The organism is Pseudomonas poae RE*1-1-14 (assembly GCF_000336465.1).
GTDB lineage: Bacteria > Pseudomonadota > Gammaproteobacteria > Pseudomonadales > Pseudomonadaceae > Aquipseudomonas > Aquipseudomonas poae.
In genome coordinates this window covers 4,509,580-4,532,527 of record NC_020209.1, presented here as the reverse complement: position 1 = coordinate 4,532,527, position 22,948 = coordinate 4,509,580, and the positions used below count along the sequence as shown (strand labels likewise).

Below are 22,948 nucleotides of genomic sequence, written 5' to 3'. Positions count from 1 at the left end.
CGCCGCCATTATGATCCGACTTCAAAGCCTAACATTACAGCGTGGCCCGCAACGTCTTCTTGAAGACGCCGAGCTAACCCTGCACGCCGGTCACAAAGCCGGCCTGATCGGTGCCAATGGCGCCGGCAAATCCACGTTGTTCGCGCTGTTGCTCGGTGAGCTGACCCCGGATTCCGGGGACTGCCTGCTGCCGGCCGACTGGCGCATCGCCCATATGCGCCAGGAGATCGACACCCTGGACCGCATTGCGATCGACTACGTGCTCGATGGCGACCTGCGTCTGCGCCAGGTGCAACACGACCTCGCCGAGGCCGAGAAAGCCCAGGACGGTGCCGCCCAGGCCCGCCTGCATTCGGAGCTCGACAGTGCCGATGGCTACACCGCCGACGCCCGCGCGCGCAAAATGCTCGCCGGCCTGGGTTTTGCCAACGAACAGATGGACCGCCCGGTCGCCGACTTCTCCGGCGGCTGGCGCATGCGCCTGAACCTGGCCCAGGCGCTGATGTGCCCCTCCGACCTGTTGCTGCTCGATGAGCCGACCAACCACCTGGACCTCGATGCGATCCTGTGGCTGGAAGACTTCCTCAAGAACTACCAGGGCACCTTGCTGCTGATTTCCCACGACCGGGATTTCCTTGACGCCGTGGTCGACAATATCGCCCACGTCGAACAGAAAAAAATCACCCTCTACCGTGGCGGCTACACCGCGTTCGAACGCGCACGCGCCGAACGCCTGGCCCAGCAGCAACAGGCGTTCGAGAAGCAACAGGCGCAGCGTGCGCACATGGAAAGCTACATCGCAAGGTTCAAGGCCCAGGCCACCAAGGCGCGCCAGGCCCAGAGCCGGATCAAGGCCCTGGAGCGCATGGAGGAACTGTCGGCGGCCCACGTCGATTCGCCGTTCGACTTCGTGTTCCGCGAGTCGGTGAAAATCTCCAGCCCGCTGCTGGACCTCTCGGATGCACGCCTGGGTTATGGCGACAAGACCATTCTGGAGAAGGTCCGGCTGCAGCTCACGCCGGGTGCCCGCATCGGTTTGCTTGGCCCCAACGGCGCGGGCAAGTCGACGCTGATCAAGAACCTGTCAGGTGAGCTCTCGCCGCTGTCTGGCCGCCTCACCCGCGGCGAAAACACCGTGGTGGGCTACTTCGCCCAGCACCAGCTCGACTCGCTCGATGCCAAGGCCAGCCCGTTGCTGCACCTGCAGCGCCTGGCGCCGACCGAACGCGAACAGGTCCTGCGCGATTTCCTCGGCGGTTTCGACTTCCGTGGCGCGCGCATCGATGAGCCGGTGCTGAACTTTTCCGGTGGCGAAAAGGCCCGCCTGGCCCTGGCCCTGATCGCCTGGGACCGGCCGAACCTGCTGCTGCTCGACGAACCGACCAACCACCTGGACCTGGAAATGCGCCTGGCGCTGACCATGGCGCTGCAGGAATTCAGCGGTGCGGTTCTGGTGGTGTCTCACGACCGCCACTTGCTCAAGAGCACCACCGATAACTTCCTGCTGGTGGCTGACGGCAAGGTCGAGGAGTTCGACGGCGACCTGGATGACTACGCACGCTGGCTGACCGATTACCGTCTGCGCAACGCGCCGGCCAGCAACACGCCGGTCAACCCGGACAAGACCGACAAGAAAGCCCAGCGCCAGGCCGCCGCCGCCTTGCGCCAGCAGTTGGCGCCGCACAAGCGCGAAGCCGACAAGCTGGAAGCCGAATTGGGCAAGGTGCACGAGCGTCTGGCCAGCATCGAAGCCAGCCTGGGTGACAGTGCCGTGTACGAGGCCGCACGCAAGGATGAGTTGCGCGACCTGTTGGCCGAGCAGGCCAGACTCAAGGTGCGTGAAGGCCAGTTGGAGGAAGCCTGGATGGAAGCCCTCGAACTGCTGGAATCCCTGCAAGCGGAGCTGGAGGCGCTGTCCTGATGGAAGCGCTGCAACTGCCGCTGCCGGCGCAATGGGTGGCGCCGATCTGGATCGGTGTGCAAATTCTGCTCATCCTGCTGGCTGGCTATTTTGCCCAGCGTTTCGTCGCCAAAGGCCTGACTCGCTTGGGTGAGCGCTACCCGTTCCCGCCCCAATTGCTGATGCCCCTGCGCGGGGGGCTGCGCTGGCTGATCATGGGCAGCGCGCTGATCTTCGTGCTGGGCCGGCTGGGCGTGTCCGCCACCGTGCTGTGGACGGCGTTGTCAGGGTTCGTGGCCGTGGCGGCTGTGGCGTTCTTCGCCATGTGGTCGGTGCTGTCCAACCTGCTGTGCGCGATTTTGATCTTTACCGTCGGACCGTTTCGCCTGGGTGACATCGTCGAGCTGGTGGACACCGTCGACAAGCCCGGCGTGAAAGGCCGCGTGGTGGCGATCAACCTGCTTTACACCACGCTGGTCGAAGTGGAAGAGGCGGGCACCAACAGCGCCATCGTGCAAGTGCCCAACAGCCTGTTCTTCCAGCGCTCGGTGCGGCGCTGGCCCGGCAATATCTCGCCGCTGTAAAAAACTGATAGCCAGCCTTCATTCGGCGGAGTTAGCTTAAGGCCCAACAGCAAACTCTCCCTTGAGGTGTGCAATGGCACTCGACACATGGCTGGCGTTTTTTCTCGCCAGTTGGATCATCTCCCTCTCCCCCGGCGCGGGCGCCATCGCCTCGATGTCCAGCGGTCTGCAATACGGTTTTGCGCGCGGCTACTGGAACGCCATTGGCCTGCAACTGGGCCTGGCGATGCAGATTGCCGTGGTGGCTGGGGGCCTGGGTGCCATTCTGGCGACGTCGTCCACCGCGTTCTATGCGATCAAATGGTTTGGCGTGGCGTATCTCGTCTACCTCGCCATCAAACAATGGCGCGCCTTGCCCATCGACCTCACCGATGACGCCACTCCGCGCCAGATCGGCAAGCCGATGGCGATGATGTTTCGCGGGTTCCTGGTCAATGCGAGCAATCCCAAGGCGCTGGTGTTCATGCTGGCGGTGCTGCCGCAGTTCGTGAACCCTCATGCGCCTCTGGCCATCCAGTATCTGATCATTGGCGCGACCATGATCAGCGTCGACATGATCGTAATGGCCGGTTACACCGGGCTGGCCGCGAAAGTGCTGCGCCTTTTGCGCACGCCCACCCAGCAGAAACGTGTGAACCGCACGTTCGCCGGGCTGTTCGTGGGCGCGGCGGGCTTCCTCGCCAGCCTGCATCGCGCCACGGCATAACGTGCACTAAACACAGATCAACCCGTGGGAGGGGGCAAAACCCCTCTCACATGGGTTTGCGGCGGGTGCCAAATAAGCTTGAGTCCAATCGGTTAAAGCTGAACAATAGTGTTACTTCGTATTTCTCCCTGAGATTCATTCATGACCGCCCCCTTCCGTTTTCTCGCCTGGCTGCTGTTGCCGGGGTTGATGTCGTGCAGCCTGAATCTGCTGGCTGCCACCGCCGAAGGTGCCTCGCAAGCCTTGCATCTGCTGGACTACGTTAGCGCCGACTACCCATCGACCGTAGCGTCGGGTGAGGGGGTGGATTCAACGTCCTACCAGGCGCAGGTGGCGTCTATCAGCGCCTTGCAGGGTCTGGTCGCGCAGTTGCCGCAAAAGCCCGAACGCGCCGAATTGGTCACGGGCGTCGACCAGTTGCTGGCCGCTGTCAGCGCCCGTGCAGACGGCGCCACCGTCGCGCGCCAGGCCCGTCAATTGGGCGCCAGGCTGGCGGTGGCCTATGAAGTCAGCCAGGCACCGGCCATTACGCCGGACCCGGCGCGCGGCGCACCGCTCTACGCTCAGCATTGTTCGGTGTGCCACGGCGCGACCGGCGCCGGGGACGGCCCGGCCGCGCTGGGCATGGAGCCTGCGCCCGGCGACCTGCGCGACGCGGCGCGTTTCGACCGTCTGAGCCTCTACGCGATCTACAACACCCTCGGCCTGGGTATCGAAGGCACCGATATGCCGTCGTTCGCCGATCAGTTGGACGACCGTCAGCGTTGGGACCTGGCCACCTACCTCGCGGGCTTCACCGCCGACCCGGCCGGCGCCAAGAGCGGGCAGCCCTTCAACCTCGCCGACCTGGCCCGCCAGACGCCCAATGAGGTGCTGACCACCAGCGGCCTGGCAGCCGCCGCGACCTTCCGCGCCCAGCGTGCGCAGCCGCCACAGGTCGCCCGTGGCCCCGCGCAATTGCTTGAGTACACCGCCACCACGCTGGACAAGAGCATCGCCGCGTTTCGTAACGGTGACCACGAACAGGCCTACGACTTGTCCGTCGCGGCTTATCTGGAAGGCTTCGAGTTGGTGGAAAGCTCGCTGGACAACGTCGACGCCAACGTGCGCAAGGACACCGAGAAAGCCCTGATGGCCTATCGGCAGTCGTTGCAGGACGGCCTGCCGGTTGAGCAAGTGCAGCAGCGCCTGGACGTGGCCAAGGGCAAGCTCGGCGAATCCGCCGGCCTGCTTGGCAGTGACGGCTTGAGCTGGTCGTTGAGCTATATCTCCGGCCTGTTGATTCTGCTGCGCGAAGGCCTGGAAGCGATTCTGGTGCTGGCGGCGATCCTCGCATTCCTGCGCAATACCGGTCAGCAATCGGCGGTGCGCAGTGTCAACGTGGGCTGGGGCCTGGCGCTGGTGGCCGGCCTCGCCACCTGGGCATTGGCGGCGTACGTGATCGACGTCAGCGGTGCCCAGCGCGAACTGCTGGAAGGTTGCACGGCGCTGTTCGCCAGCGTGATGGTGCTGTGGCTCGGCGTGTGGATGCACAACCGCCGTCACGCAGCGGCCTGGCAGGACTACATCAAGAGCAGCCTGGTGGGCGGCGGCGGACGGTTCGGCTTTGCGCTGCTGGCGTTCTTCTCGGTATACCGCGAACTGTTCGAGGTGATCCTGTTCTACGAAACCCTGTGGCTGCAGGCGGGCCCGGCCGGGCACAACGCGGTGCTGGCCGGTGGTGCCACGGCACTGGTGTTGTTGGTGGGCCTGGCCTGGGTGATCCTGCGCGGTTCGGCCAAATTGCCGCTGGCGCTGTTTTTCGGCATCAACGCCGCATTGCTGTGCGCGCTGTCGGTGGTGTTCGCCGGGCATGGCGTCAAGGCGCTGCAGGAAGCCGGTGTATTCGGCACACGGCCGGTGGCGTTCTTTGAGTTCGACTGGTTGGGGATTCACGCCGACGCGTATTCGTTGAGCGCGCAGGCGGTGGCTATCCTGGCGATTGTGGTGTTGTACCGCCGCAGCCGGTAAAAAATGGGGGAGGCTGCGCCAGGTCTTCGGCTTGGCGCTGTCGCGCAGCAAACTGGAAGCTCTGTGGCAAGTAGACTTGTTGTGGCTAGTGGGCTTGCCCTAATGCCGTTCAGTTAAGCGCAGATTCCCTGTGGCGAGCAGGCTTTTTGTGGCGAGCGGGCTTGCCCCGCGTTGGGCTGCGCAGCATCCCCAAAACCAGGCCCTGAGCCGTATCAGGTACACCACGTTTTGCTGGATTGGGCGCGCTTCGCACCCCAACGCGGGCAAGCCCGCTCGCCACGGGAGTGTGGCTGCCTGCACGTTATTTTGTGTTGGAGATGGTGTATGCGCGTATGGATCGATGCCGACGCCTGCCCTCGGGCGGCCAAGGATCAAGTGGTGAAGTTTGCCCTCAAGCGCCAGTTCGAAGTGGTTTTGGTGGCCGGGCAGAGTCAGATCAAGCCAGGCTTTGCTTGCGTGAAGCTGGTCGTGGTGCCCAGCGGGCCGGATGCGGCGGACGACTACCTGGTGGAACACGCCGCGCCGGGCGAGTTGGTGATTTGCAGCGACGTGCCGCTGGCCGATCGTCTGGTGAAAAAGGGCGTCACGGCCCTTGACCCGCGTGGCAAGGAATTCAGCCCGGCCAACATGAGCGAACGGCTGGCGGTGCGCAACCTGTTCACCGACCTGCGCGAACAGGGTCAGGTGGGCGGCGGGCCAGCGCCCCATAGCGATAAGGACAAGCAGGCGTTCGCCAATTCACTGGACCGTATCCTGACCCGATTGATGCGCCAGTCCTGACCGTCAGTCGTTCTCGTGGGTCAGTTCCAGCACGCGATCCACCAGCTTGTTGATGCCCGAGGCCACTTCACTGATGTTCTTGCCGAGCATGTAGGCCGGTGTGCTCACCAGCTTGCGCGCGTTGTCCTCGACAATATCTTCCACCGCGCACTCCTGGTGCGTGGCGCCCATCTTCTCGAGGGCGGCGGCGGTGTCGGCGCACGTGCCGATGGTGCAGGTCACGCCCGGGCCGTAGATTTTCGCGGCGAGGGCTGGCGAGATACAGATCAGGCCCACCGGCTTGCCGGCTTCGGCAAAGGCTTCGGCCAGTGCCAGTACCTGCGGGTTGACGCTGCAAGCGGCGCCTTCCACGGCGAAATTCGACAGGTTCTTCGCTGCGCCAAAGCCGCCCGGCACGATCAGCGCATCGAAGTCGGCGGCGTTGGCCTTACCGATATCCTTGACCTCGCCACGGGCGATGCGCGCCGACTCCACCAGCACATTGCGCGACTCGGGCATCTCTTCGCCCGTGAGGTGATTGATCACGTGCAACTGCGCAATATCCGGAGCGAAGCATTGGACCTGAGCGCCGCGCTGATCCAGGCGCAGCAGGGTGATCACGCTTTCCTGGACCTCTGCGCCGTCGTACACGCCACAGCCGGAAAGGATCACTGCAATTTTTTTGCTCATGGGCATTTCTCCTGGTTAGTGGCGTTGGGTGACGATTGACGATTGACGGGTAACCGGCACCCCCCGCACGGAACGCTCTCTAGATGGATCGCAACGGCGGCGGGGTGTTCATTATTTGGACTCGGTTTGCTCGACAGGCGCTTCGATCGACGCGGTTTCGGCCGCCTCTCGGGCTTTGGCCTGGGCGCATTCTTCGCGGGCGATGCGCGCGTTCTTGAAGCGGCGTCGCAGCCACAGCACAACGCCCAGCAGGAGCAGAGCGCCGAGCACCCACAGCTCGTATTTCTTCACACTGCCCAGCATGCCTTCGAGCACCGCGCCAAAGTGGTAAGCCGCAGCACCCAGCGCGGCAGCCCAGATCGCCGCGCCAATGCCGTTGAGGATCAGATAGCGCAGCGGCGGGTAGCCAGACAGGCCGATTGCCACGGGCATCACCGTGCGCAACCCGTAGACGAAGCGGAAGCTCAGCACCCAGATATCCGGGTGCCTGCGGATGTGCTCCAGCGCCTTGTCGCCCATCAATTGCCAGCGCGGCTTGCGCGCCAGCAATTTACGGCCGTGCTTGCGGCCCATGTAATACCAAAGCTGGTCACCGGCGTAGCTGCCGCAAAAGGCCACGACCACCACCAGTTTGATGTCCATGTATTCACGGAACGCCAGGAAGCCTGCGAGTACCAGAATGGTCTCACCTTCGAAGAACGTGCCGAGGAAGAGGGCAAAGTAGCCGAAGTCATGCAGAAATTGTTGAAGCATGGTCTGGGTGCTGGCGAAATGAACGCGCAGCCTACGCCTTCACGAAGATTCATGAAAGTATCGAGATGTGTCACGAAGTGAACAATTCCTACGTGAATGACGAATGTGCCTACAGGTCGCGTCGATAAGCACAACTGTCATTCCTTCGTCATAATGGCCGCTTATAACTGCAACGCTCGCCCGCGAAACGCGGGCTCAGGAGTCTGTCGTGAGCTTTACCCCTGCCAACCGCCTGTTCCCCGCCACTCGTCTGCGTCGCAATCGTCGTGATGATTTTTCTCGCCGCCTGGTGCGCGAACATGTGCTGACGACGAATGACCTGATCCTGCCGGTATTTGTGCTCGACGGTGAAAACCGCCGGGAGGCCGTGGCGTCGATGCCGGGTGTGGAGCGCTTGAGCATTGACTTGCTGCTTGAAGAAGCGGTGCAGTGGGTTGAACTGGGGATCCCGGCGCTGGCGCTGTTTCCCGTGACGCCGCCTGAACTCAAATCCCTGGATGCCGCCGAAGCCTGGAACCCGCAGGGCATTGCGCAGCGCGCCACCCGCGCCTTGCGCGAGCGTTTCCCACAGTTGGGTGTCATCACCGACGTGGCACTTGACCCGTTCACCACCCATGGCCAGGACGGCATTCTTGACCAGGACGGTTATGTAGAGAATGACATCACCGTCGATGCGCTGGTCAAGCAGGCCTTGTCCCACGCTGCCGCAGGCGCCCAGGTGGTGGCACCGTCGGACATGATGGACGGTCGCATCCAGGCGATCCGCGAAGCCCTGGAGCTGGCCGGCCACGTCAATGTGCGGATCATGGCCTACTCGGCCAAATACGCCAGCGCCTATTACGGCCCGTTCCGCGATGCGGTGGGCTCGGCGCTGAATCTGGGCAAGGCCGACAAGGCCTCCTACCAGATGGACCCGGCCAACAGCCATGAGGCCCTGCACGAAGTGGCGGCCGACCTGGCCGAAGGCGCCGACATGGTGATGGTCAAGCCCGGCATGCCGTATCTGGACATCCTTTACCGGGTCAAACAGGAATTCAAGGTGCCGACCTTTGTCTATCAGGTCAGCGGCGAATACGCCATGCACATGGCGGCAATACAGAATGGATGGTTGAGTGAAGGGGTCATCCTGGAATCCCTGACTGCCTTTAAACGTGCCGGGGCCGATGGCATCCTGACCTATTTTGCCGCCCGCGCAGCCCAATTGCTTCGAGAGCAACAATAGCCCTCACAGGAACACGCGATGAATACCGAAGGACTTACCGAAGTTGCCGTAAAAGACGCTCATCCGGTGGTTGAACAAGTCGCCGAGACCCCGCCGGAGTTCGAGCCGGCCCCGCCTGCCGTGGTCGCCGATGCGCCTGCGCCGGCCCCGGTGGCCGCGGTGACCAACCTGGATGACAGCAGCCTGTACATCCACCGCGAGCTGTCGCAGCTGCAATTCAACATCCGCGTGCTGGAACAGGCGCTGGATGAGTCCTACCCGTTGCTGGAGCGGCTCAAGTTCCTGCTGATTTTCTCCAGCAACCTGGACGAGTTCTTCGAGATCCGCGTGGCCGGCCTCAAGAAGCAGATCACCTTCGCCCGCGAACAGGCCGGCGCCGACGGCCTGCAGCCACACCAGGCGCTGGCGCGCATCAGCGAGCTGGTGCACGGTCATGTGGACCGCCAATACGCGATCCTCAACGACATCCTGTTGCCGGAGCTGGAGAAGCATCAGGTTCGCTTCATCCGTCGTCGTCACTGGACCACCAAGATCAAGACCTGGGTGCGTCGCTATTTCCGCGACGAGATTTCGCCGATCATCACCCCCATCGGCCTCGACCCCACGCACCCGTTCCCGTTGCTGGTGAACAAGAGCCTCAACTTCATCGTCGAGCTCGAAGGCATCGATGCGTTCGGCCGCGACTCGGGCCTGGCTATCATCCCCGCGCCGCGCCTGTTGCCACGCATCATCAAGGTACCGGAAGAGGTGGGGGGCGCTGGCGACAACTATGTATTCCTGTCGTCGATGATCCATGCGCACGCCGATGACCTGTTCCAGGGCATGAAGGTCAAGGGCTGCTACCAGTTCCGCCTGACCCGTAACGCCGACCTGGCACTGGACTCCGAAGACGTCGAAGACCTGGCCCGCGCCCTGCGTGGCGAGCTGTTTTCGCGCCGCTACGGTGACGCGGTTCGCCTGGAAGTGGCCGACACCTGCCCCAAACACCTGTCGGATTACCTGCTCAAGCAGTTCAATCTGGCCGAGTCCGAGCTGTATCAGGTCAATGGCCCGGTCAACCTCACGCGGCTGTTCAGCATCACTGGCCTGGACAGTCACCCGGAGCTGCAATATACGCCGTTCACGCCGCAGATCCCCAAACTGCTGCAAAACAGCGAAAACATTTTCAGCGTGGTAAGCAAGCAGGACATCCTGCTGCTGCACCCGTTCGAGTCGTTCACGCCGGTGGTCGACCTGTTGCGCCAGGCGGCCAAGGACCCGCATGTGCTCGCCGTGCGCCAGACCCTGTACCGTTCCGGCGCCAACTCGGAAATCGTCGACGCCCTGGTCGATGCCGCGCGCAATGGCAAGGAAGTCACGGCGGTGATCGAACTGCGTGCGCGCTTTGACGAAGAGTCCAACCTGCAGCTTGCCAGCCGCCTGCAAGCGGCCGGCGCGGTGGTGATCTATGGCGTGGTCGGTTTCAAGACCCACGCCAAGATGATGCTGATCCTGCGCCGCGAAGCCGGTGAAATCGTGCGTTACGCCCACTTGGGCACCGGCAACTACCACGCCGGCAACGCCAAGCTCTATACCGACTACAGCCTGCTGACCTCCGACGACGCCTTGTGCGAAGACGTCGGCAAGTTGTTCAGCCAGTTGATCGGCATGGGCAAGACCCTGCGCATGAAGAAGCTGCTGCACGCGCCGTTCACGCTCAAGAAGGGCATGCTCGACATGATTGCCCGGGAGACCCAGTTCGCCCTCGACGGCAAGCCGGCACACATCATTGCCAAGTTCAACTCGCTGACCGATCCGAAGATCATCCGCGCGCTGTACAAGGCCAGCCAGTCCGGCGTGCGCATCGACCTGGTGGTGCGCGGCATGTGCTGCCTGCGTCCGGGCATCGTCGGGGTGTCGCACAACATCCATGTGCGCTCGATCATTGGCCGCTTCCTGGAGCACACGCGCGTGTTCTACTTCCTCAACGGCGGCGAAGAACAGATGTTCCTCTCCAGCGCCGACTGGATGGAGCGCAACCTCGACAAGCGCGTGGAGACCTGTTTCCCGGTAGAGGGCAAGAAGCTGATCATGCGGGTCAAGAAGGAGTTGGAGAGTTATCTCACCGATAACACCCACAGCTGGAGCCTGCAGTCGGACGGCCGCTACGTGCGCAACACGCCAACCGGCAACCAGAACCCGCGCAGTGCGCAGGCGACGTTGCTGGAGAAGCTGGGTAGCCCGATTCTGACGGTGAACTAAACCCGGCGCAGTGTAAAAAATGTGGGAGGGGGCAAGCCCCCTCCCACATTTTTTTTGTGGTGTGCCTTAGCGCAGGTTCAGGCTGAACCCCACCCGCGTCAGCCACTCGGCTTCCTGGGCGAAGTCCGCCTGGGTCAGTTGGTTCTCGTCCAGCCAGCCTTTGGGGAATACCACGTCCAGGCTGTCGCCATTGGCGCGCAGGCTGACCTGGGGCATTTCCTGGGTGCCACGGATGTGGTGGAACAGGATCGCAAAACGCAGCAGCGCACACAGGCGGATCAGCTTGATGCCGTCGTCACCGAACTCGGCGAACTTGTCCTTGGGAATGTTACGGCGATGACCACGCACCAGCAGCGCGAGCATTTGCTGGTCTTCCCGTGAAAAGCCAGCAAGGTCCGAGTGCTCGATCAGGTAGGCGCCGTGCTTGTGGTAATGGTAGTGGGCGATGTCCAGGCCCACCTCATGCACCTTGGCGGCCCAGCCCAACAGTTCACGCCAGACGCCGTCTTCCAGGTCCCAGTCGGCGGCCACCTGGTCGAACGCATGCAGCGCCTTGCGCTCCACACGGGCGGCCTGTTCCTGGTCGACGTGATAACGCTCCATCAACGAGGTGAGGGTGCGCTCGCGCACGTCTTCGTGGTGATGGCGGCCCAGCAGGTCGTAGAGCACGCCTTCACGCAGCGCGCCGTCGCAGTGGTCCATGCGTTGCAGCTCAAGGGCGTCGAAGATCGCTTCGAGAATCGCAAGGCCGGCCGGGAAAATGGCGCGGCGGTCGGGCTTGATGCCGTCGAAGTCGATTTTCTCGATATCGCCCAGCTTGAACAGCTTGCGCTTGAGCCACGCCAAGCCTTCGGCATTCACTTCGCCGGTGCCATGGCCGCCGGCTTTCAGGGCCAGGCCGATGGCGCGGATAGTGCCGGAGGAGCCAATGGCTTCATCCCAGGTGAGGCGGTGCAGGGCATGTTCGATGCTCATGATCTCCAGCCGCGCGGCGGTGTAGGCCTGTGCATAGCGCGCCGGGGTGATCTTGCCGTCCTTGAAGTAACGCTGGGTGAAGCTGACGCAGCCCATTTGCAGGCTTTCACGCAGCAGCGGCTCGAAGCGCTGGCCGATGATGAATTCGGTGCTGCCGCCGCCGATGTCCGCCACCAGGCGCTTGCCGGGGGTGTCTGCGAGGGTGTGGGACACGCCGAGGTAGATCAGGCGCGCTTCTTCACGGCCGGAGATGACTTCCACCGGGTGCCCGAGGATCTCTTCGGCGCGGCGGATGAATTCGCCGCGGTTGCGCGCTTCACGCAGGGCATTGGTGCCGACGATGCGCACCGCGCCCAGAGGCATGCCATTGATCAGTTGGGCAAAGCGCTTGAGGCAATCGAGCCCGCGCTGCATGGATTCTTCGTTGAGCTGGCGCGCGTCGTCGATGCCGGCCGCCAGTTGCACTTTTTCGCCGAGCCGCTCAAGGATGCGGATCTCACCGTTCTGGGCCTTGGCCACGACCATGTGAAAGCTGTTGGAGCCCAGGTCTATGGCGGCGATCAGGGACAGATTCTTGGCTTGGGATTGCGGCATGGTTTGGGGATCTCGGTCGATAACCTTGCCATCGTGCCACGATCGACCGCTGGCGCCAACGCGTTGTGCTTGAGTAAGTGCCGCGCGCGGGTCGCGCGGCAACGTGTGTGCCAGCCCCCGGTCAGGCCGGTTGCTCCACTGAACCTATGAAGTTGGCAAGCTCGGGCGTCTGCGGGTTGGCGAACAGGATCTTCGGGTCGCCCACTTCATGCACCTTGCCCTGGTGCATGAACACCAGCTTGTCGCCGACTTCCCGGGCGAAGCGCATTTCGTGAGTGACCATGATCAGCGTCATGCCGTCCCTGGCCAATTGGCGCACCACGCTGAGCACTTCGTTGACCAGTTCCGGGTCCAGCGCCGAGGTGATTTCATCGCACAGCAGCACCTTGGGCGACATGGCCAGGGCTCGGGCGATGGCGACGCGCTGCTGCTGGCCGCCGGACAGGCGATCAGGGAAGGCGTCGAATTTCTCGCCGAGGCCGACGCGTTCGAGCATCTGCCTGGCGAGCTGCGCGGCTTTGGCCTTGGGCACTTTCTGCACCACTTGAGGGGCGAGCATCACGTTTTCGCCAACGGTCAGGTGCGGAAACAGGTTGAACTGCTGGAACACCATGCCGACTTTCTGCCGCAGGCTGCGCAGGTCGGCGCGTGCCGCGTCGATGTATTCGCCATCGACTTCGATCACGCCGTCGTTGATCGATTCCAGGCCGTTGAGGGTGCGCAGCAGGGTGGATTTGCCCGAGCCACTGCGGCCGATGATCGCCACCACCTGGCCTTCTTCAACGGTCAGGTCAATGCCCTTGAGGACGTGGTGATCGCCGTAATACTTATGCAGGGCGGAAATTCTAAGCAGAGGCATGCAGTCTCCTTTCCAGGTAGCGCGCACTGAGGGACAAGGGGTAGCAGAGCAGGAAGTAACCAAGGGCCACCAGGCCGTAGACCATGAAGGGTTCGAAAGTGGCGTTGGCGAGCATGCCGCCGGTCTTGGTCAGTTCGGTGAAGCCGATGATCGAGGTCACGGCGGTGCCTTTGACCACCTGCACCGAGAAACCCACGGTGGGCGCCACGGCAATGCGCAGCGCCTGGGGCAGGATCACGTAACGCAGTTGTTCAAGCGGGTTGAGCGCCAGGCTGGCCGACGCCTCCCACTGCCCATGGGCGATGGAATCGACGCAGCCGCGCCAGATTTCGGCCAGGTAGGCACTGGTGAACAGGGTCAAGGCGATGGCTGCGGCGAGCCAGGGCGAGATATCCACGCCGAGCAGGGCCACACCGAAAAACACCAGGAATAGCTGCATCAACAGCGGCGTTCCCTGGAACAGCTCGATGTAGCCGCGCGCCACATTGCGCGCAAAGGCCTTGCGGCTGATGCGCATCGTCATCACCAGCAGGCCGATCGCCCCGCCGCCGATGAACGCCACCAGCGACAGCAACAGCGTCCATTGCAGGCCGGTGAGCAGGTTGCGCACGATGTCCCAGAACGAAAAATCACTCATTGGGCGTTCCTCATCACAAAGCGGCGCCCGATCCAGTTGAGCAACTGACGAATCATCAGTGCCATGCACAGGTACACCAGGGTGGTCAGGGCATAGGTTTCAAACGCACGGAAATTGCGCGACTGGATGAAGTTGGCGGCGAAGCTGAGTTCTTCGGTGGCGATCTGCGAACACACCGCCGAACCGAGCATCACGATGATGATCTGGCTGCTCAATGCCGGCCACACCTTGCCCAGCGCGGGCAACAGCACTACGTGACGGAACGCTTCGAAGCGCGTCATCGCCAGCGCCGCCGCCGCTTCAAGCTGCCCGCGCGGGATGGCCTGGATGCCCGCGCGAATGATCTCGGTGGAGTAGGCCCCCAGGTTGATCACCATCGCCAGCACGGCGGCCTGCCACTCGGTGATTTTCAGTCCCAGGGACGGCAAGCCGAAGAAGATGAAGAACAACTGCACCAGAAACGGCGTGTTGCGGATCAACTCGACATAGACGCCGAAGCACCAGGCGAATGGCTGGATCTTCCACGCGCGCACCACCGCCCCGACGATGCCCAGGGCCACCCCCAGGATCGCACCGATGGCCGTCAGCTCAAGGGTGAACAGCGCGCCGCGCAACAGCAGGTCGGTATTGGCCAGCACCGGCACGAAGTCAAATTGATACGCCATAACTCAGCTCCGTGGTATCAGAGGTCGGCAGGCAATGGCTCTTTGAGCCACTGCAGTGCGTTCTTTTCCAGGCTGCCATCGGCCTTGGCTGCCGCCAGGATCTGGTTGACCTTCTCCAGCAGCGCCGGCTCGTTCTTGTTCACGCCCACGTACACCGGCGAATCCTTGAGCTTCACTTTCAGCGCCGGCACGCGTTTGGGGTTGCGTTCGCTGATCGCCACCATCACCACGTTGCCGCTGGCGATCAGGTCGACCTGGCCGGCGAGGTAGGCGGCGATGGTCGAGTTGTTGTCTTCGAAGCGCTTGATGGTCGCTTCCTTGGGCGCGACGGCGCTCAGCTCGATGTCTTCAATGGCGCCACGGGTGACGCTGATGGTCTTGCCCTTGAGGTCGTCGGTGGTGCTGACGGCGGCGTCAGGCGGGCCGAAGACGGCCAGGTAGAACGGCGCGTAGGCGCGGGAAAAGTCGATGACCTTCTCGCGCTCGGGGTTCTTGCCCAGGCTGGAGATCACCAGGTCGACCTTGCCGGTGGTAAGGAACGGGATGCGGTTGGTGCTGTTGACTGGCGTCAATTCCAGTTTGACCTTGAGCTGGTCGGCCAGCAGCTTGGCGGTGTCGATGTCCAGGCCGCGCGGCTTCATGTCGGGGCCGACCGAACCGAATGGCGGGAAGTCCTGAGGCACGGCGACCTTGAGGGTGCCACGGGCGACGATGTCGTCCAGACCGTTGGCCTGGGCGGGCGCCTGGCTCAGCATCAGGCTGGCAAACAGGGCAGTGAGCAGGACGCTGCAGCGCTTGGTCATGGCAACTCTCCGGAAAAGGGCGAAGGAATTTCTGAATTTGACTGCTCTGCGTGATTGCACAGCCCATGCCAGCCTTCCCTGAATGGTCTGAAGGACCGGGATTTACTGAGCCGTGGTGGTCTTACTGGTCTGAACAGTTCGCAGGCTTTTCGCACCTTTTTCGGGCGTCGCTAAAATCGTGCGAGCCCCTTTGGGGCGTGGCTTGCCGACAGCCTTGAATAGCTTTACAACTAGCCGCTCAGTTGACTGGAGCCTTGAGTTTTTTATGCATGCCATCGCCCAAGCCGTACCGGAAGCGGCCCTGCAGGCCATCCGCAAACTGATCAAGGAGCAAGGCTTTTGCGCGGGCGATGCACTGCCGTCCCAGCGCGACCTGGCGCTGCAGTTGGGGGTGAGCCGGGCGTCTTTGCGCGAGGCGTTGTCATCCCTGAGTGCCTTGGGCGTGGTCAGCGTGCAGCCGGGCAAAGGGGTGTTCGTGCAAGCGGCGCAGGAGCCGCCCGGGTTTGCCTGGCCGTTCGCGGCACAGGCGACGCCGCTGGATATCTTTCAGCTGCGCTATGCCCTTGAAGGGTTCGCCGCCGGGTTGGCGGCGATGACGTTGACCCTCGATGAGCTTGACGGCCTGGAAGACAATGTCGAGGCCATGCGCAAGGTTCTCAGGGCCGGCGATTTCGAGGCGGCTGCGCGGCTGGACTTCGACTTTCATCAGCGCATCCTGCTCGCCAGCGGTAACCAGGCGATGGTGAGCATCCTCAGCACCAGCGCCGAAGTGTTCCTGGAAAGTCAGAAACTACCGTTCATCCGGCCGGAAAGGGCCATGGAGACCTGGCAGGAACACCGCAGGATCCTGCGCGCCCTGGCCCGGCGGGCGAGCGCGGCGGCGCAGAAAGCCATGCAGGAACACGTTCGCAATGCAGCGTTGCGCACCGGGATTGCCTTCGTGACGCCCGTGTCACCCTGAGTGGCTCATACCCACACTCATGCGCCGCCATAGCAACACTCAATCAGAGGCGACTTCCTGAACCGGGGAAGGGCGGCTATGATGGGCGACGTTTTTTTGCTTACAACCTGGAGACTTCCATGAGCAGCGATCTTATCAAACACGTTAGCGACGCTAGCTTCGAAGCTGATGTACTCAAGGCTACCGGCCCTGTACTGGTTGATTATTGGGCAGAGTGGTGCGGCCCTTGCAAAATGATCGCCCCGGTCCTGGACGACATTGCAACCACCTATGCAGGCAAACTGACCATTGCCAAGCTGAACATCGACGAGAACCAGGAAACCCCGGCCAAGCATGGCGTGCGTGGTATCCCTACGCTGATGCTGTTCAAGAACGGCAACGTTGAGGCCACCAAGGTCGGCGCGCTGTCGAAGTCCCAGTTGCAAGCTTTTCTCGACGCCAACATCTAAGCGTCGTCCAAAAAGAGCCCCGCAAATCGCGGGGCTTTTTCGTAAAACAGGGCTGGACGCTCCGAAATTCAGGTGGTACATTCGGCCCCGCACTGGTTTCTCCACTGCCCCCTGCAAGCCGTCGCCGACGCATTCCTTTTCGATTAGTACGCGATCCTGTCGCCTTCTCTGCGGCGCGGCCTCATTAAGCCAAAAGCTTAATTTCCCCCCTCCATAAATGATTACGTCATTCCTATATGAATCTGACTGAACTCAAGCAAAAGCCGATTACCGACCTGCTCCAACTGGCCGAAGAAATGGGCATAGAAAATATGGCCCGTTCGCGCAAGCAGGACGTGATTTTCTCCCTGCTCAAAAAGCACGCAAAAAGCGGTGAGGAAATCTCCGGTGATGGCGTGCTGGAGATTCTCCAGGACGGCTTCGGCTTCCTCCGCTCTGCAGACGCTTCCTATCTCGCCGGCCCGGACGATATCTATGTCTCGCCGAGCCAGATCCGTCGCTTCAACTTGCGCACCGGCGACACCATCGTCGGCAAGATTCGCCCTCCGAAGGAAGGTGAGCGTTATTTCGCCCTGCTCAAGGTCGACACGATCAACTTCGATCGTCCCGAGAACGCGAAAAACAAGATTCTCTTCGAGAACTTGACCCCGCTGTTCCCGACCGTGCGCATGAAGATGGAAGCCGGTAACGGTTCCACCGAAGACTTGACCGGTCGCGTGATCGACCTGTGTGCACCGATCGGCAAGGGCCAGCGCGGTCTGATCGTCGCGCCGCCGAAGGCCGGTAAAACGATCATGCTGCAGAACATTGCCGCGAACATCGCGCGCAACAACCCGGAAGTTCACCTGATCGTATTGCTGATCGATGAGCGTCCGGAAGAAGTAACCGAAATGCAGCGCACCGTGCGCGGCGAAGTGGTTGCCTCGACATTCGACGAGCCGCCGACCCGCCACGTGCAGGTTGCCGAGATGGTGATCGAAAAGGCCAAGCGTCTGGTCGAGCACAAGAAGGACGTAGTGATCCTGCTCGACTCCATCACCCGTCTGGCGCGTGCCTACAACACCGTGATCCCGAGCTCCGGCAAGGTATTGACCGGTGGTGTCGACGCCCACGCCCTGGAGAAACCGAAGCGTTTCTTCGGCGCCGCGCGCAACATCGAAGAAGGCGGCTCGCTGACAATCATCGCCACCGCGCTGGTTGAAACCGGCTCGAAGATGGATGAAGTGATCTACGAAGAGTTCAAGGGTACCGGCAACATGGAACTGCCCCTGGACCGTCGCATCGCTGAAAAGCGTGTGTTCCCGGCTATCAACATCAACCGTTCCGGCACTCGCCGTGAAGAGTTGCTGACTGCCGACGACGAACTGCAGCGCATGTGGATCCTGCGCAAGCTGCTGCACCCGATGGATGAAGTCGCTGCCATCGAGTTCCTGATCGACAAGCTGAAAACCACCAAGACCAACGACGAGTTTTTCTTGTCGATGAAGCGTAAATAACACTTCAGGTCCGTGAGAATGGCGCCCTTTGGGGCGCCATTTTTTTGTGTCACAAATGAGCGGTTCGCGGCATACGTGTCAGTTGAGACACAAAAAAACACGAGTGCGTCTACGCTCATCCCCATTCGTATCTGGCTGACATTGATTTATGACTGTTCTTGCTTACCGAAGAGACATTGATGGCCTGCGTGCTATCGCGGTTCTGGCTGTTGTGTTGTTTCACTTTGGCGTGCCGGGCGTCACCGGCGGCTTTGTTGGCGTAGATGTATTCTTTGTGATTTCGGGCTTCCTGATCACCTCGATCATCTGGCGCGAACGCCAGGCCGGACGCTTCAGTTTTGTGGAGTTCTGGGCGCGGCGTGCCCGGCGCATTCTGCCGGCGCTGTTCGTGATGATCGTGGCGACGCTGGTGGCGGGCTGGTTCCTGCTGGCGCCCAAAGACTATGAGGAACTGGGGCGGGCGGCGCACTATCAGGTGATCTTCACCTCCAACCTGCTGTTTGCGCGCCAGCATGGCTATTTCGAGGCGGCGTCCGACATCAAGCCGCTGCTGCACACCTGGTCGCTGGCGGTCGAAGAACAGTTCTATATCCTCTTTCCCTTGCTGCTAACCCTGCTTTCAAGCCGCTTGAAGCACTGGCGCCTGGCCCTGTTCGGCGTATTGCTGGTGTCGTTCGGCATGAGCGTCTGGGCGGTGGAGCATGAACCGCAAAAAGCCTTCTTCCTGTTGCATCTGCGCGCCTGGGAATTGCTCGCCGGCGCCATGCTGGCGGTGATGCCCGCGCGTGAGTGGCGCGCCTCACCGGCCCTGGCCCAGTGCGTCAGCCTGGCGGCGATGGGGTTGATCCTGATTGCCGTCTTCGGCTTCGATTCACACACTGCGTTCCCCGGCGCCACTGCGCTGCTGCCGGTGCTCGGCGTGGTCGGACTGATCTGGGCCAATGGGCAGCAATACACCTGGGTGGGTCGTTTGCTGAGTTCAAGGCTGATGGTGGGCCTGGGGCTTATCTCGTACTCCTGGTACCTCTGGCACTGGCCAGTATTCGTGTACGCCAACTACGCGGCGGTCGATGGCCTGAGTGCCACGGAGCTGGGCGGGCTGATGCTGCTGAGCCTGGTGTTGGGTTATCTGTCCTGGCGCTTTGTGGAGACCCCTTTCAGGGAGAAGCGTCTGCTGGCGACGCGCAAGGCGATTCTCGTTGCGGCAGCGGTTGGTATCCTGTCCATCGGCCTTACGGGCGTGGCGCTGCGCAAGGCTGACGGTGTGCCGTCGCGCTTGTCCGAGCAGGCGCTGCGCTATGCAAAGGCCAAGAAGTGGAGCCCCGAGCTGATGGCCTGCATGGCAGACAAAGACACGCCTGATGAGCGCCTGTTCTGTCACTTCGGTCCGAAAAATCCTGCGGTGTCTGCGCTGGTATGGGGCGATAGCCATGCCACTGCGTTGATCCCGGCGCTCGAAATCGGCGCAGAGAAGCACGACATCAGTCTGATGGAGGCCAGTTTTGCCGGGTGTGTGCCACTGGACGGCCTGGAAAACATTGCCCGCTGCGCGCATTTCAACCGCCGCGTCGAGAAGGCCATGAGCGAACAGCCGATCAGCGATGTGGTGCTGGCGGCGCGTTGGAGCCTGTATCTGTATGGGCAAATGTCGGGTGACAAGGAGCATGCGCTCAAGGACCCGAGCACCGGTCAATATGTGCGCGCGGTGGCCGAACAACGCTTCGCCGACGGCATGCGCGAGCGCATCAAGGGCCTGCGCGCGGCCGGGCATCGTGTGTGGCTGGTCAAGGAAGTGCCGCTGCAGGAAATCATCGTGCCGTACCGCCTTAGCCGCCTGGCCATGATGCACCGGCCGGTGGACCGCGAAGGACTGCCGGTGGCCAAGCACCTGGCGCGTGAAGCATTTATCTCCCAGTTGTTCGACGAATTGGCCGCCGCCGACAGCGGTGTGAGGGTGCTGGACCCGGCGCCACAGTTATGTGGCGCCGATGGTCTGTGCCGGGTCGAACTCAATGGGCGTGCGTTGTACACCGACGATAATCACTTGTCCGACGTGGGCGCGCGGCACATCGAAGCGTTTCTGGAGCCGTTGTTCAGTTCGCTCCAATCGCGGGGGCTGACGGCCAATTAAGCTGCCAGCCGTCCTCAGAGCAGGTAGGATGTAAGCCTATTTTACGGGTGGCGGGTTTAATGAAATTCAAGGATCTTCGGGATTTCGTGCAGCAACTTGAGCAGCGCGGAGAGTTGAAACGCATCCAGATGCCGATTTCCCCGGTGCTGGAAATGACTGAGATTTGCGACCGCACCTTGCGCAGCAAGGGGCCGGCGCTGCTGTTCGAAAACCCGACCGGCTTTGATATTCCGGTGCTCGGCAACCTGTTCGGCACCCCCGAACGCGTGGCCTTTGGCATGGGCGCCGAGTCGGTCAGCGAGCTGCGCGAGATCGGCAAGCTGCTTGCCTTCCTCAAAGAGCCCGAGCCGCCCAAGGGTTTGAAGGATGCCTGGTCGAAGCTGCCGATCTTTCGCAAGATCATTGCCATGGCGCCCAAGGTGGTCAAGGACGCGGTGTGCCAGGAAGTGGTCATCGAAGGCGATGATGTCGACCTGGCCATGCTTCCGGTGCAGACCTGCTGGCCTGGCGACGTCGGCCCGCTGATCACCTGGGGACTTACCGTCACCAAAGGTCCGAACAAGGATCGCCAGAACCTCGGCATTTACCGTCAGCAAGTGATCGGCCGCAACAAGGTGATCATGCGCTGGCTGAGCCACCGTGGCGGCGCCCTGGATTTCCGCGAGTGGTGCGAAAAGCATCCCGGCAAGCCGTTCCCGGTCTCCGTGGCGCTGGGCGCTGACCCTGCCACGATCCTCGGAGCCGTGACCCCGGTGCCGGACAGCCTCTCCGAATACGCCTTCGCCGGCCTGTTGCGCGGTAACCGTACTGAACTGGTGAAATGCCGTGGCAATGACCTGCAAGTGCCGGCCACCGCCGAAATCATCCTCGAAGGCGTGATTCATCCGGGCGAAATGGCCGATGAAGGCCCTTACGGCGACCACACCGGCTACTACAACGAAGTCGACAGCTTCCCGGTGTTTACCGTGGAACGCATCACTCACCGGATCAAGCCGATCTATCACAGCACCTACACCGGGCGGCCGCCGGATGAGCCCGCCATTCTGGGCGTGGCGCTCAACGAAGTGTTCGTGCCGATCCTGCAAAAGCAGTTCCCGGAAATCACCGACTTTTACCTGCCGCCGGAAGGCTGCTCGTATCGCATGGCCATCGTGACCATGAAGAAGTCGTACCCGGGGCATGCCAAGCGGGTAATGCTGGGTGTGTGGTCGTTTTTGCGACAGTTCATGTACACCAAGTTCGTTATCGTCACCGACGACGACATCAATGCCCGCGACTGGAATGACGTGATCTGGGCCATCACCACGCGCATGGACCCCAAGCGCGACACGGTGATGATCGATAACACGCCGATCGACTACCTCGATTTCGCCTCGCCGGTGTCGGGCCTGGGCTCGAAAATGGGCCTGGATGCCACGCATAAATGGCCGGGCGAAACCACTCGCGAGTGGGGCAGGGTGATAGTCAAGGATGAAGCCGTCACGGCACGTGTCGATGCGATCTGGAAAGAATTGGGAATAGATTGATGCGTGTAACCCTGCAACCTTCCGGCGCTGTATTGGAGCTTGACCCTGGCGAGCGAATCCTCGAAGGCGCACGCCGCCTGGGCTACGAGTGCCCCCAGGCGTGTCGTAATGGCGTGTGCCACGTGTGCGTGGCGCTGCTGGTAGAGGGGCGGGTGCAGCAAAATGGCGAGGTGCTCGACCATGGCGAGTTCTACACCTGCATCGCCGAGCCGCTGGAAGATTGCATCGTGTTGTGGGATGGCGTGCTGGCGCCGGGAGAGTTGCCGTTGCGCAAGTTGGCGTGCCAATTGAGTGAATGCGTCGAGGTCGGTGGCGATGTATGGCGCGTGCGCCTGCTGGCACCGGCCGGCAAGGCGGTGCGTTACCACGCTGGGCAGTACCTGATGATCGAGCGGGACAATGGCGAGAAAAAGTCGGCGTTTTCACTGGCGTCGGCGCCCCACGCAGGGCGTGAGCTGGAACTGCATGTGCTGGTGCGCGAGGACAGCGCGCGTGACTTGCTCGCGCAATTGCAGCGTGACCGGATGGCCCGCATCGAGTTGCCGTTTGGTGACACGCACCTGGCCGAGCTGCCGGATGGGCCGCTGGTACTGATCGCCGCCGGTACTGGCATGGCGCAGATGCACAGCCTGATCGAGCATTGCCGTGCGTCGGGTTTCAAACACCCGGTGCACCTGTACTGGGGTGTGCGTCGCCCGGAAGATTTCTACGAAATCGAACACTGGGACCAGTGGCTGCAATTGCCCAACCTGTTCCTGCACAAGGTGGTCAGTGACCTGTGCGGCTGGGAAGGGCGCTGCGGACTGCTGCATGAAGCCGTGTGCGAAGACATCACCGATCTTACGGCGGTGCATGTGTACGCCAGCGGTTCACCCGCCATGATCTACGGCACCCTCGATGCGCTGGTCGAAGCTGGCATGGACGCCCATCAGATGCGCGCCGACGTGTTTGCCTACGCGCCACGGCCCTGAAGTTATGGGAGCTGCT

At 62.1% G+C, this 22,948-nt stretch carries 20 protein-coding genes; 13 read left to right on the top strand and 7 right to left on the bottom strand.

What is annotated here, in order from left to right:
• Window positions 1–10: 10 nt before the first annotated feature.
• The 5 genes from H045_RS19940 to H045_RS19920 all read left to right on the top strand — a co-directional run bounded on the left by H045_RS19940 (window position 11) and on the right by H045_RS19920 (window position 5,980).
• Window positions 11–1,921, top strand: a complete 1,911-nt coding sequence (locus tag H045_RS19940) for an ATP-binding cassette domain-containing protein (RefSeq protein ID WP_003234862.1) — start codon at window positions 11–13, stop codon at window positions 1,919–1,921.
• Window positions 1,921–2,484 carry a mechanosensitive ion channel family protein gene (locus H045_RS19935; RefSeq protein WP_003234860.1) on the top strand — a complete coding sequence of 188 codons (564 nt, stop codon included), beginning with the start codon at window positions 1,921–1,923 and terminating at the stop codon, window positions 2,482–2,484. Before H045_RS19940 ends, H045_RS19935 begins: the two co-directional genes overlap by 1 nt.
• 73 nt (window positions 2,485–2,557) lie before the next feature.
• A complete protein-coding gene (locus H045_RS19930) occupies window positions 2,558–3,190 on the top strand; it encodes a LysE family transporter (RefSeq protein ID WP_003234859.1) in 633 nt (210 codons plus the stop codon).
• 141 nt (window positions 3,191–3,331) lie between these two features.
• A complete protein-coding gene (locus H045_RS19925) occupies window positions 3,332–5,200 on the top strand; it encodes a cytochrome c/FTR1 family iron permease (RefSeq protein ID WP_015373269.1) in 1,869 nt (622 codons plus the stop codon).
• Between the two features lie 324 nt (window positions 5,201–5,524).
• On the top strand, window positions 5,525–5,980 hold the full coding sequence (locus H045_RS19920; RefSeq protein WP_003234855.1) for a YaiI/YqxD family protein: 456 nt from the start codon (window positions 5,525–5,527) through the stop codon (window positions 5,978–5,980).
• A gap of 3 nt (window positions 5,981–5,983) precedes the next feature.
• Here H045_RS19920 and elbB read toward each other — a convergent pair whose 3' ends face one another.
• Together elbB and H045_RS19910 are read right to left on the bottom strand one after the other, a co-directional pair.
• Window positions 5,984–6,649, bottom strand: a complete 666-nt coding sequence (gene elbB, locus H045_RS19915; RefSeq protein ID WP_015373268.1) for an isoprenoid biosynthesis glyoxalase ElbB — start codon at window positions 6,647–6,649, stop codon at window positions 5,984–5,986.
• A gap of 111 nt (window positions 6,650–6,760) precedes the next feature.
• Complete coding sequence (locus H045_RS19910; protein WP_015373267.1) at window positions 6,761–7,402, bottom strand: DedA family protein; 642 nt, start codon at window positions 7,400–7,402, stop codon at window positions 6,761–6,763.
• A gap of 208 nt (window positions 7,403–7,610) precedes the next feature.
• On the opposite strand from H045_RS19910, the gene hemB reads away from it, so the two are divergent.
• Window positions 7,611–8,624 carry a porphobilinogen synthase gene (gene hemB / locus H045_RS19905; protein ID WP_015373266.1) on the top strand — a complete coding sequence of 338 codons (1,014 nt, stop codon included), beginning with the start codon at window positions 7,611–7,613 and terminating at the stop codon, window positions 8,622–8,624.
• An 18-nt stretch (window positions 8,625–8,642) separates the two neighbouring features.
• Window positions 8,643–10,865 carry a polyphosphate kinase 1 gene (gene ppk1 / locus H045_RS19900; RefSeq protein WP_003234848.1) on the top strand — a complete coding sequence of 741 codons (2,223 nt, stop codon included), beginning with the start codon at window positions 8,643–8,645 and terminating at the stop codon, window positions 10,863–10,865.
• 66 nt (window positions 10,866–10,931) lie between these two features.
• Here ppk1 and ppx read toward each other — a convergent pair whose 3' ends face one another.
• From ppx to H045_RS19875, 5 genes are all read right to left on the bottom strand, one after another.
• A complete protein-coding gene (gene ppx, locus H045_RS19895; RefSeq protein WP_003234846.1) occupies window positions 10,932–12,434 on the bottom strand; it encodes an exopolyphosphatase in 1,503 nt (500 codons plus the stop codon).
• Between the two features lie 121 nt (window positions 12,435–12,555).
• On the bottom strand, window positions 12,556–13,293 hold the full coding sequence (locus tag H045_RS19890) for an amino acid ABC transporter ATP-binding protein (protein WP_003234845.1): 738 nt from the start codon (window positions 13,291–13,293) through the stop codon (window positions 12,556–12,558).
• Window positions 13,280–13,930 carry an amino acid ABC transporter permease gene (locus H045_RS19885; RefSeq protein WP_015373265.1) on the bottom strand — a complete coding sequence of 217 codons (651 nt, stop codon included), beginning with the start codon at window positions 13,928–13,930 and terminating at the stop codon, window positions 13,280–13,282. Before H045_RS19885 ends, H045_RS19890 begins: the two co-directional genes overlap by 14 nt.
• Window positions 13,927–14,595: an amino acid ABC transporter permease gene (locus tag H045_RS19880; RefSeq protein ID WP_003234839.1), complete on the bottom strand. Its 669-nt coding sequence runs from the start codon at window positions 14,593–14,595 to the stop codon at window positions 13,927–13,929. Before H045_RS19880 ends, H045_RS19885 begins: the two co-directional genes overlap by 4 nt.
• A 17-nt stretch (window positions 14,596–14,612) precedes the next feature.
• Window positions 14,613–15,398: a transporter substrate-binding domain-containing protein gene (locus H045_RS19875; protein ID WP_003234837.1), complete on the bottom strand. Its 786-nt coding sequence runs from the start codon at window positions 15,396–15,398 to the stop codon at window positions 14,613–14,615.
• 265 nt (window positions 15,399–15,663) lie between these two features.
• On the opposite strand from H045_RS19875, the gene H045_RS19870 reads away from it, so the two are divergent.
• From H045_RS19870 to H045_RS19845, 6 genes are all read left to right on the top strand, one after another.
• Window positions 15,664–16,359, top strand: a complete 696-nt coding sequence (locus H045_RS19870; RefSeq protein WP_003234834.1) for a FadR/GntR family transcriptional regulator — start codon at window positions 15,664–15,666, stop codon at window positions 16,357–16,359.
• Window positions 16,360–16,478: 119 nt separating this feature from the next.
• Entirely contained in the window at window positions 16,479–16,808 is a 330-nt protein-coding gene (gene trxA, locus H045_RS19865; RefSeq protein WP_003234832.1) for a thioredoxin TrxA, read from the top strand.
• A gap of 236 nt (window positions 16,809–17,044) precedes the next feature.
• The gene (rho, locus tag H045_RS19860) at window positions 17,045–18,304 is read left to right on the top strand and encodes a transcription termination factor Rho (RefSeq protein WP_003176825.1); all 1,260 of its coding nucleotides are present in this window, start codon (window positions 17,045–17,047) and stop codon (window positions 18,302–18,304) included.
• Between the two features lie 148 nt (window positions 18,305–18,452).
• On the top strand, window positions 18,453–20,435 hold the full coding sequence (locus tag H045_RS19855; RefSeq protein ID WP_032870784.1) for an acyltransferase family protein: 1,983 nt from the start codon (window positions 18,453–18,455) through the stop codon (window positions 20,433–20,435).
• Between the two features lie 59 nt (window positions 20,436–20,494).
• Window positions 20,495–21,961 carry a 4-hydroxy-3-polyprenylbenzoate decarboxylase gene (ubiD, locus tag H045_RS19850; protein ID WP_015373264.1) on the top strand — a complete coding sequence of 489 codons (1,467 nt, stop codon included), beginning with the start codon at window positions 20,495–20,497 and terminating at the stop codon, window positions 21,959–21,961.
• Window positions 21,961–22,932, top strand: a complete 972-nt coding sequence (locus H045_RS19845) for a CDP-6-deoxy-delta-3,4-glucoseen reductase (RefSeq protein ID WP_003234827.1) — start codon at window positions 21,961–21,963, stop codon at window positions 22,930–22,932. Before ubiD ends, H045_RS19845 begins: the two co-directional genes overlap by 1 nt.
• Window positions 22,933–22,948: the final 16 nt, after the last annotated feature.

Excerpts from the sequence above, each read along its gene's own strand:
- H045_RS19910 (WP_015373267.1), bottom strand. The coding sequence starts at position 7,402 with ATGCTTCAACAATTTCTGCATGACTTCGGCTACTTTGCCCTCTTCCTC.
- H045_RS19875 (WP_003234837.1), bottom strand. The coding sequence starts at position 15,398 with ATGACCAAGCGCTGCAGCGTCCTGCTCACTGCCCTGTTTGCCAGCCTG.
- H045_RS19885 (WP_015373265.1), bottom strand. The coding sequence starts at position 13,930 with ATGAGTGATTTTTCGTTCTGGGACATCGTGCGCAACCTGCTCACCGGC.
- rho (WP_003176825.1), top strand. The coding sequence starts at position 17,045 with ATGAATCTGACTGAACTCAAGCAAAAGCCGATTACCGACCTGCTCCAA.
- H045_RS19855 (WP_032870784.1), top strand. The coding sequence starts at position 18,453 with ATGACTGTTCTTGCTTACCGAAGAGACATTGATGGCCTGCGTGCTATC.
- trxA (WP_003234832.1), top strand. The coding sequence starts at position 16,479 with ATGAGCAGCGATCTTATCAAACACGTTAGCGACGCTAGCTTCGAAGCT.
- H045_RS19935 (WP_003234860.1), top strand. The coding sequence starts at position 1,921 with ATGGAAGCGCTGCAACTGCCGCTGCCGGCGCAATGGGTGGCGCCGATC.
- H045_RS19845 (WP_003234827.1), top strand. The coding sequence starts at position 21,961 with ATGCGTGTAACCCTGCAACCTTCCGGCGCTGTATTGGAGCTTGACCCT.
- ppk1 (WP_003234848.1), top strand. The coding sequence starts at position 8,643 with ATGAATACCGAAGGACTTACCGAAGTTGCCGTAAAAGACGCTCATCCG.
- ubiD (WP_015373264.1), top strand. The coding sequence starts at position 20,495 with ATGAAATTCAAGGATCTTCGGGATTTCGTGCAGCAACTTGAGCAGCGC.
- elbB (WP_015373268.1), bottom strand. The coding sequence starts at position 6,649 with ATGAGCAAAAAAATTGCAGTGATCCTTTCCGGCTGTGGCGTGTACGAC.
- H045_RS19880 (WP_003234839.1), bottom strand. The coding sequence starts at position 14,595 with ATGGCGTATCAATTTGACTTCGTGCCGGTGCTGGCCAATACCGACCTG.
- H045_RS19940 (WP_003234862.1), top strand. The coding sequence starts at position 11 with ATGATCCGACTTCAAAGCCTAACATTACAGCGTGGCCCGCAACGTCTT.
- H045_RS19930 (WP_003234859.1), top strand. The coding sequence starts at position 2,558 with ATGGCACTCGACACATGGCTGGCGTTTTTTCTCGCCAGTTGGATCATC.
- ppx (WP_003234846.1), bottom strand. The coding sequence starts at position 12,434 with ATGCCGCAATCCCAAGCCAAGAATCTGTCCCTGATCGCCGCCATAGAC.
- H045_RS19920 (WP_003234855.1), top strand. The coding sequence starts at position 5,525 with ATGCGCGTATGGATCGATGCCGACGCCTGCCCTCGGGCGGCCAAGGAT.
- H045_RS19925 (WP_015373269.1), top strand. The coding sequence starts at position 3,332 with ATGACCGCCCCCTTCCGTTTTCTCGCCTGGCTGCTGTTGCCGGGGTTG.
- H045_RS19890 (WP_003234845.1), bottom strand. The coding sequence starts at position 13,293 with ATGCCTCTGCTTAGAATTTCCGCCCTGCATAAGTATTACGGCGATCAC.
- H045_RS19870 (WP_003234834.1), top strand. The coding sequence starts at position 15,664 with ATGCATGCCATCGCCCAAGCCGTACCGGAAGCGGCCCTGCAGGCCATC.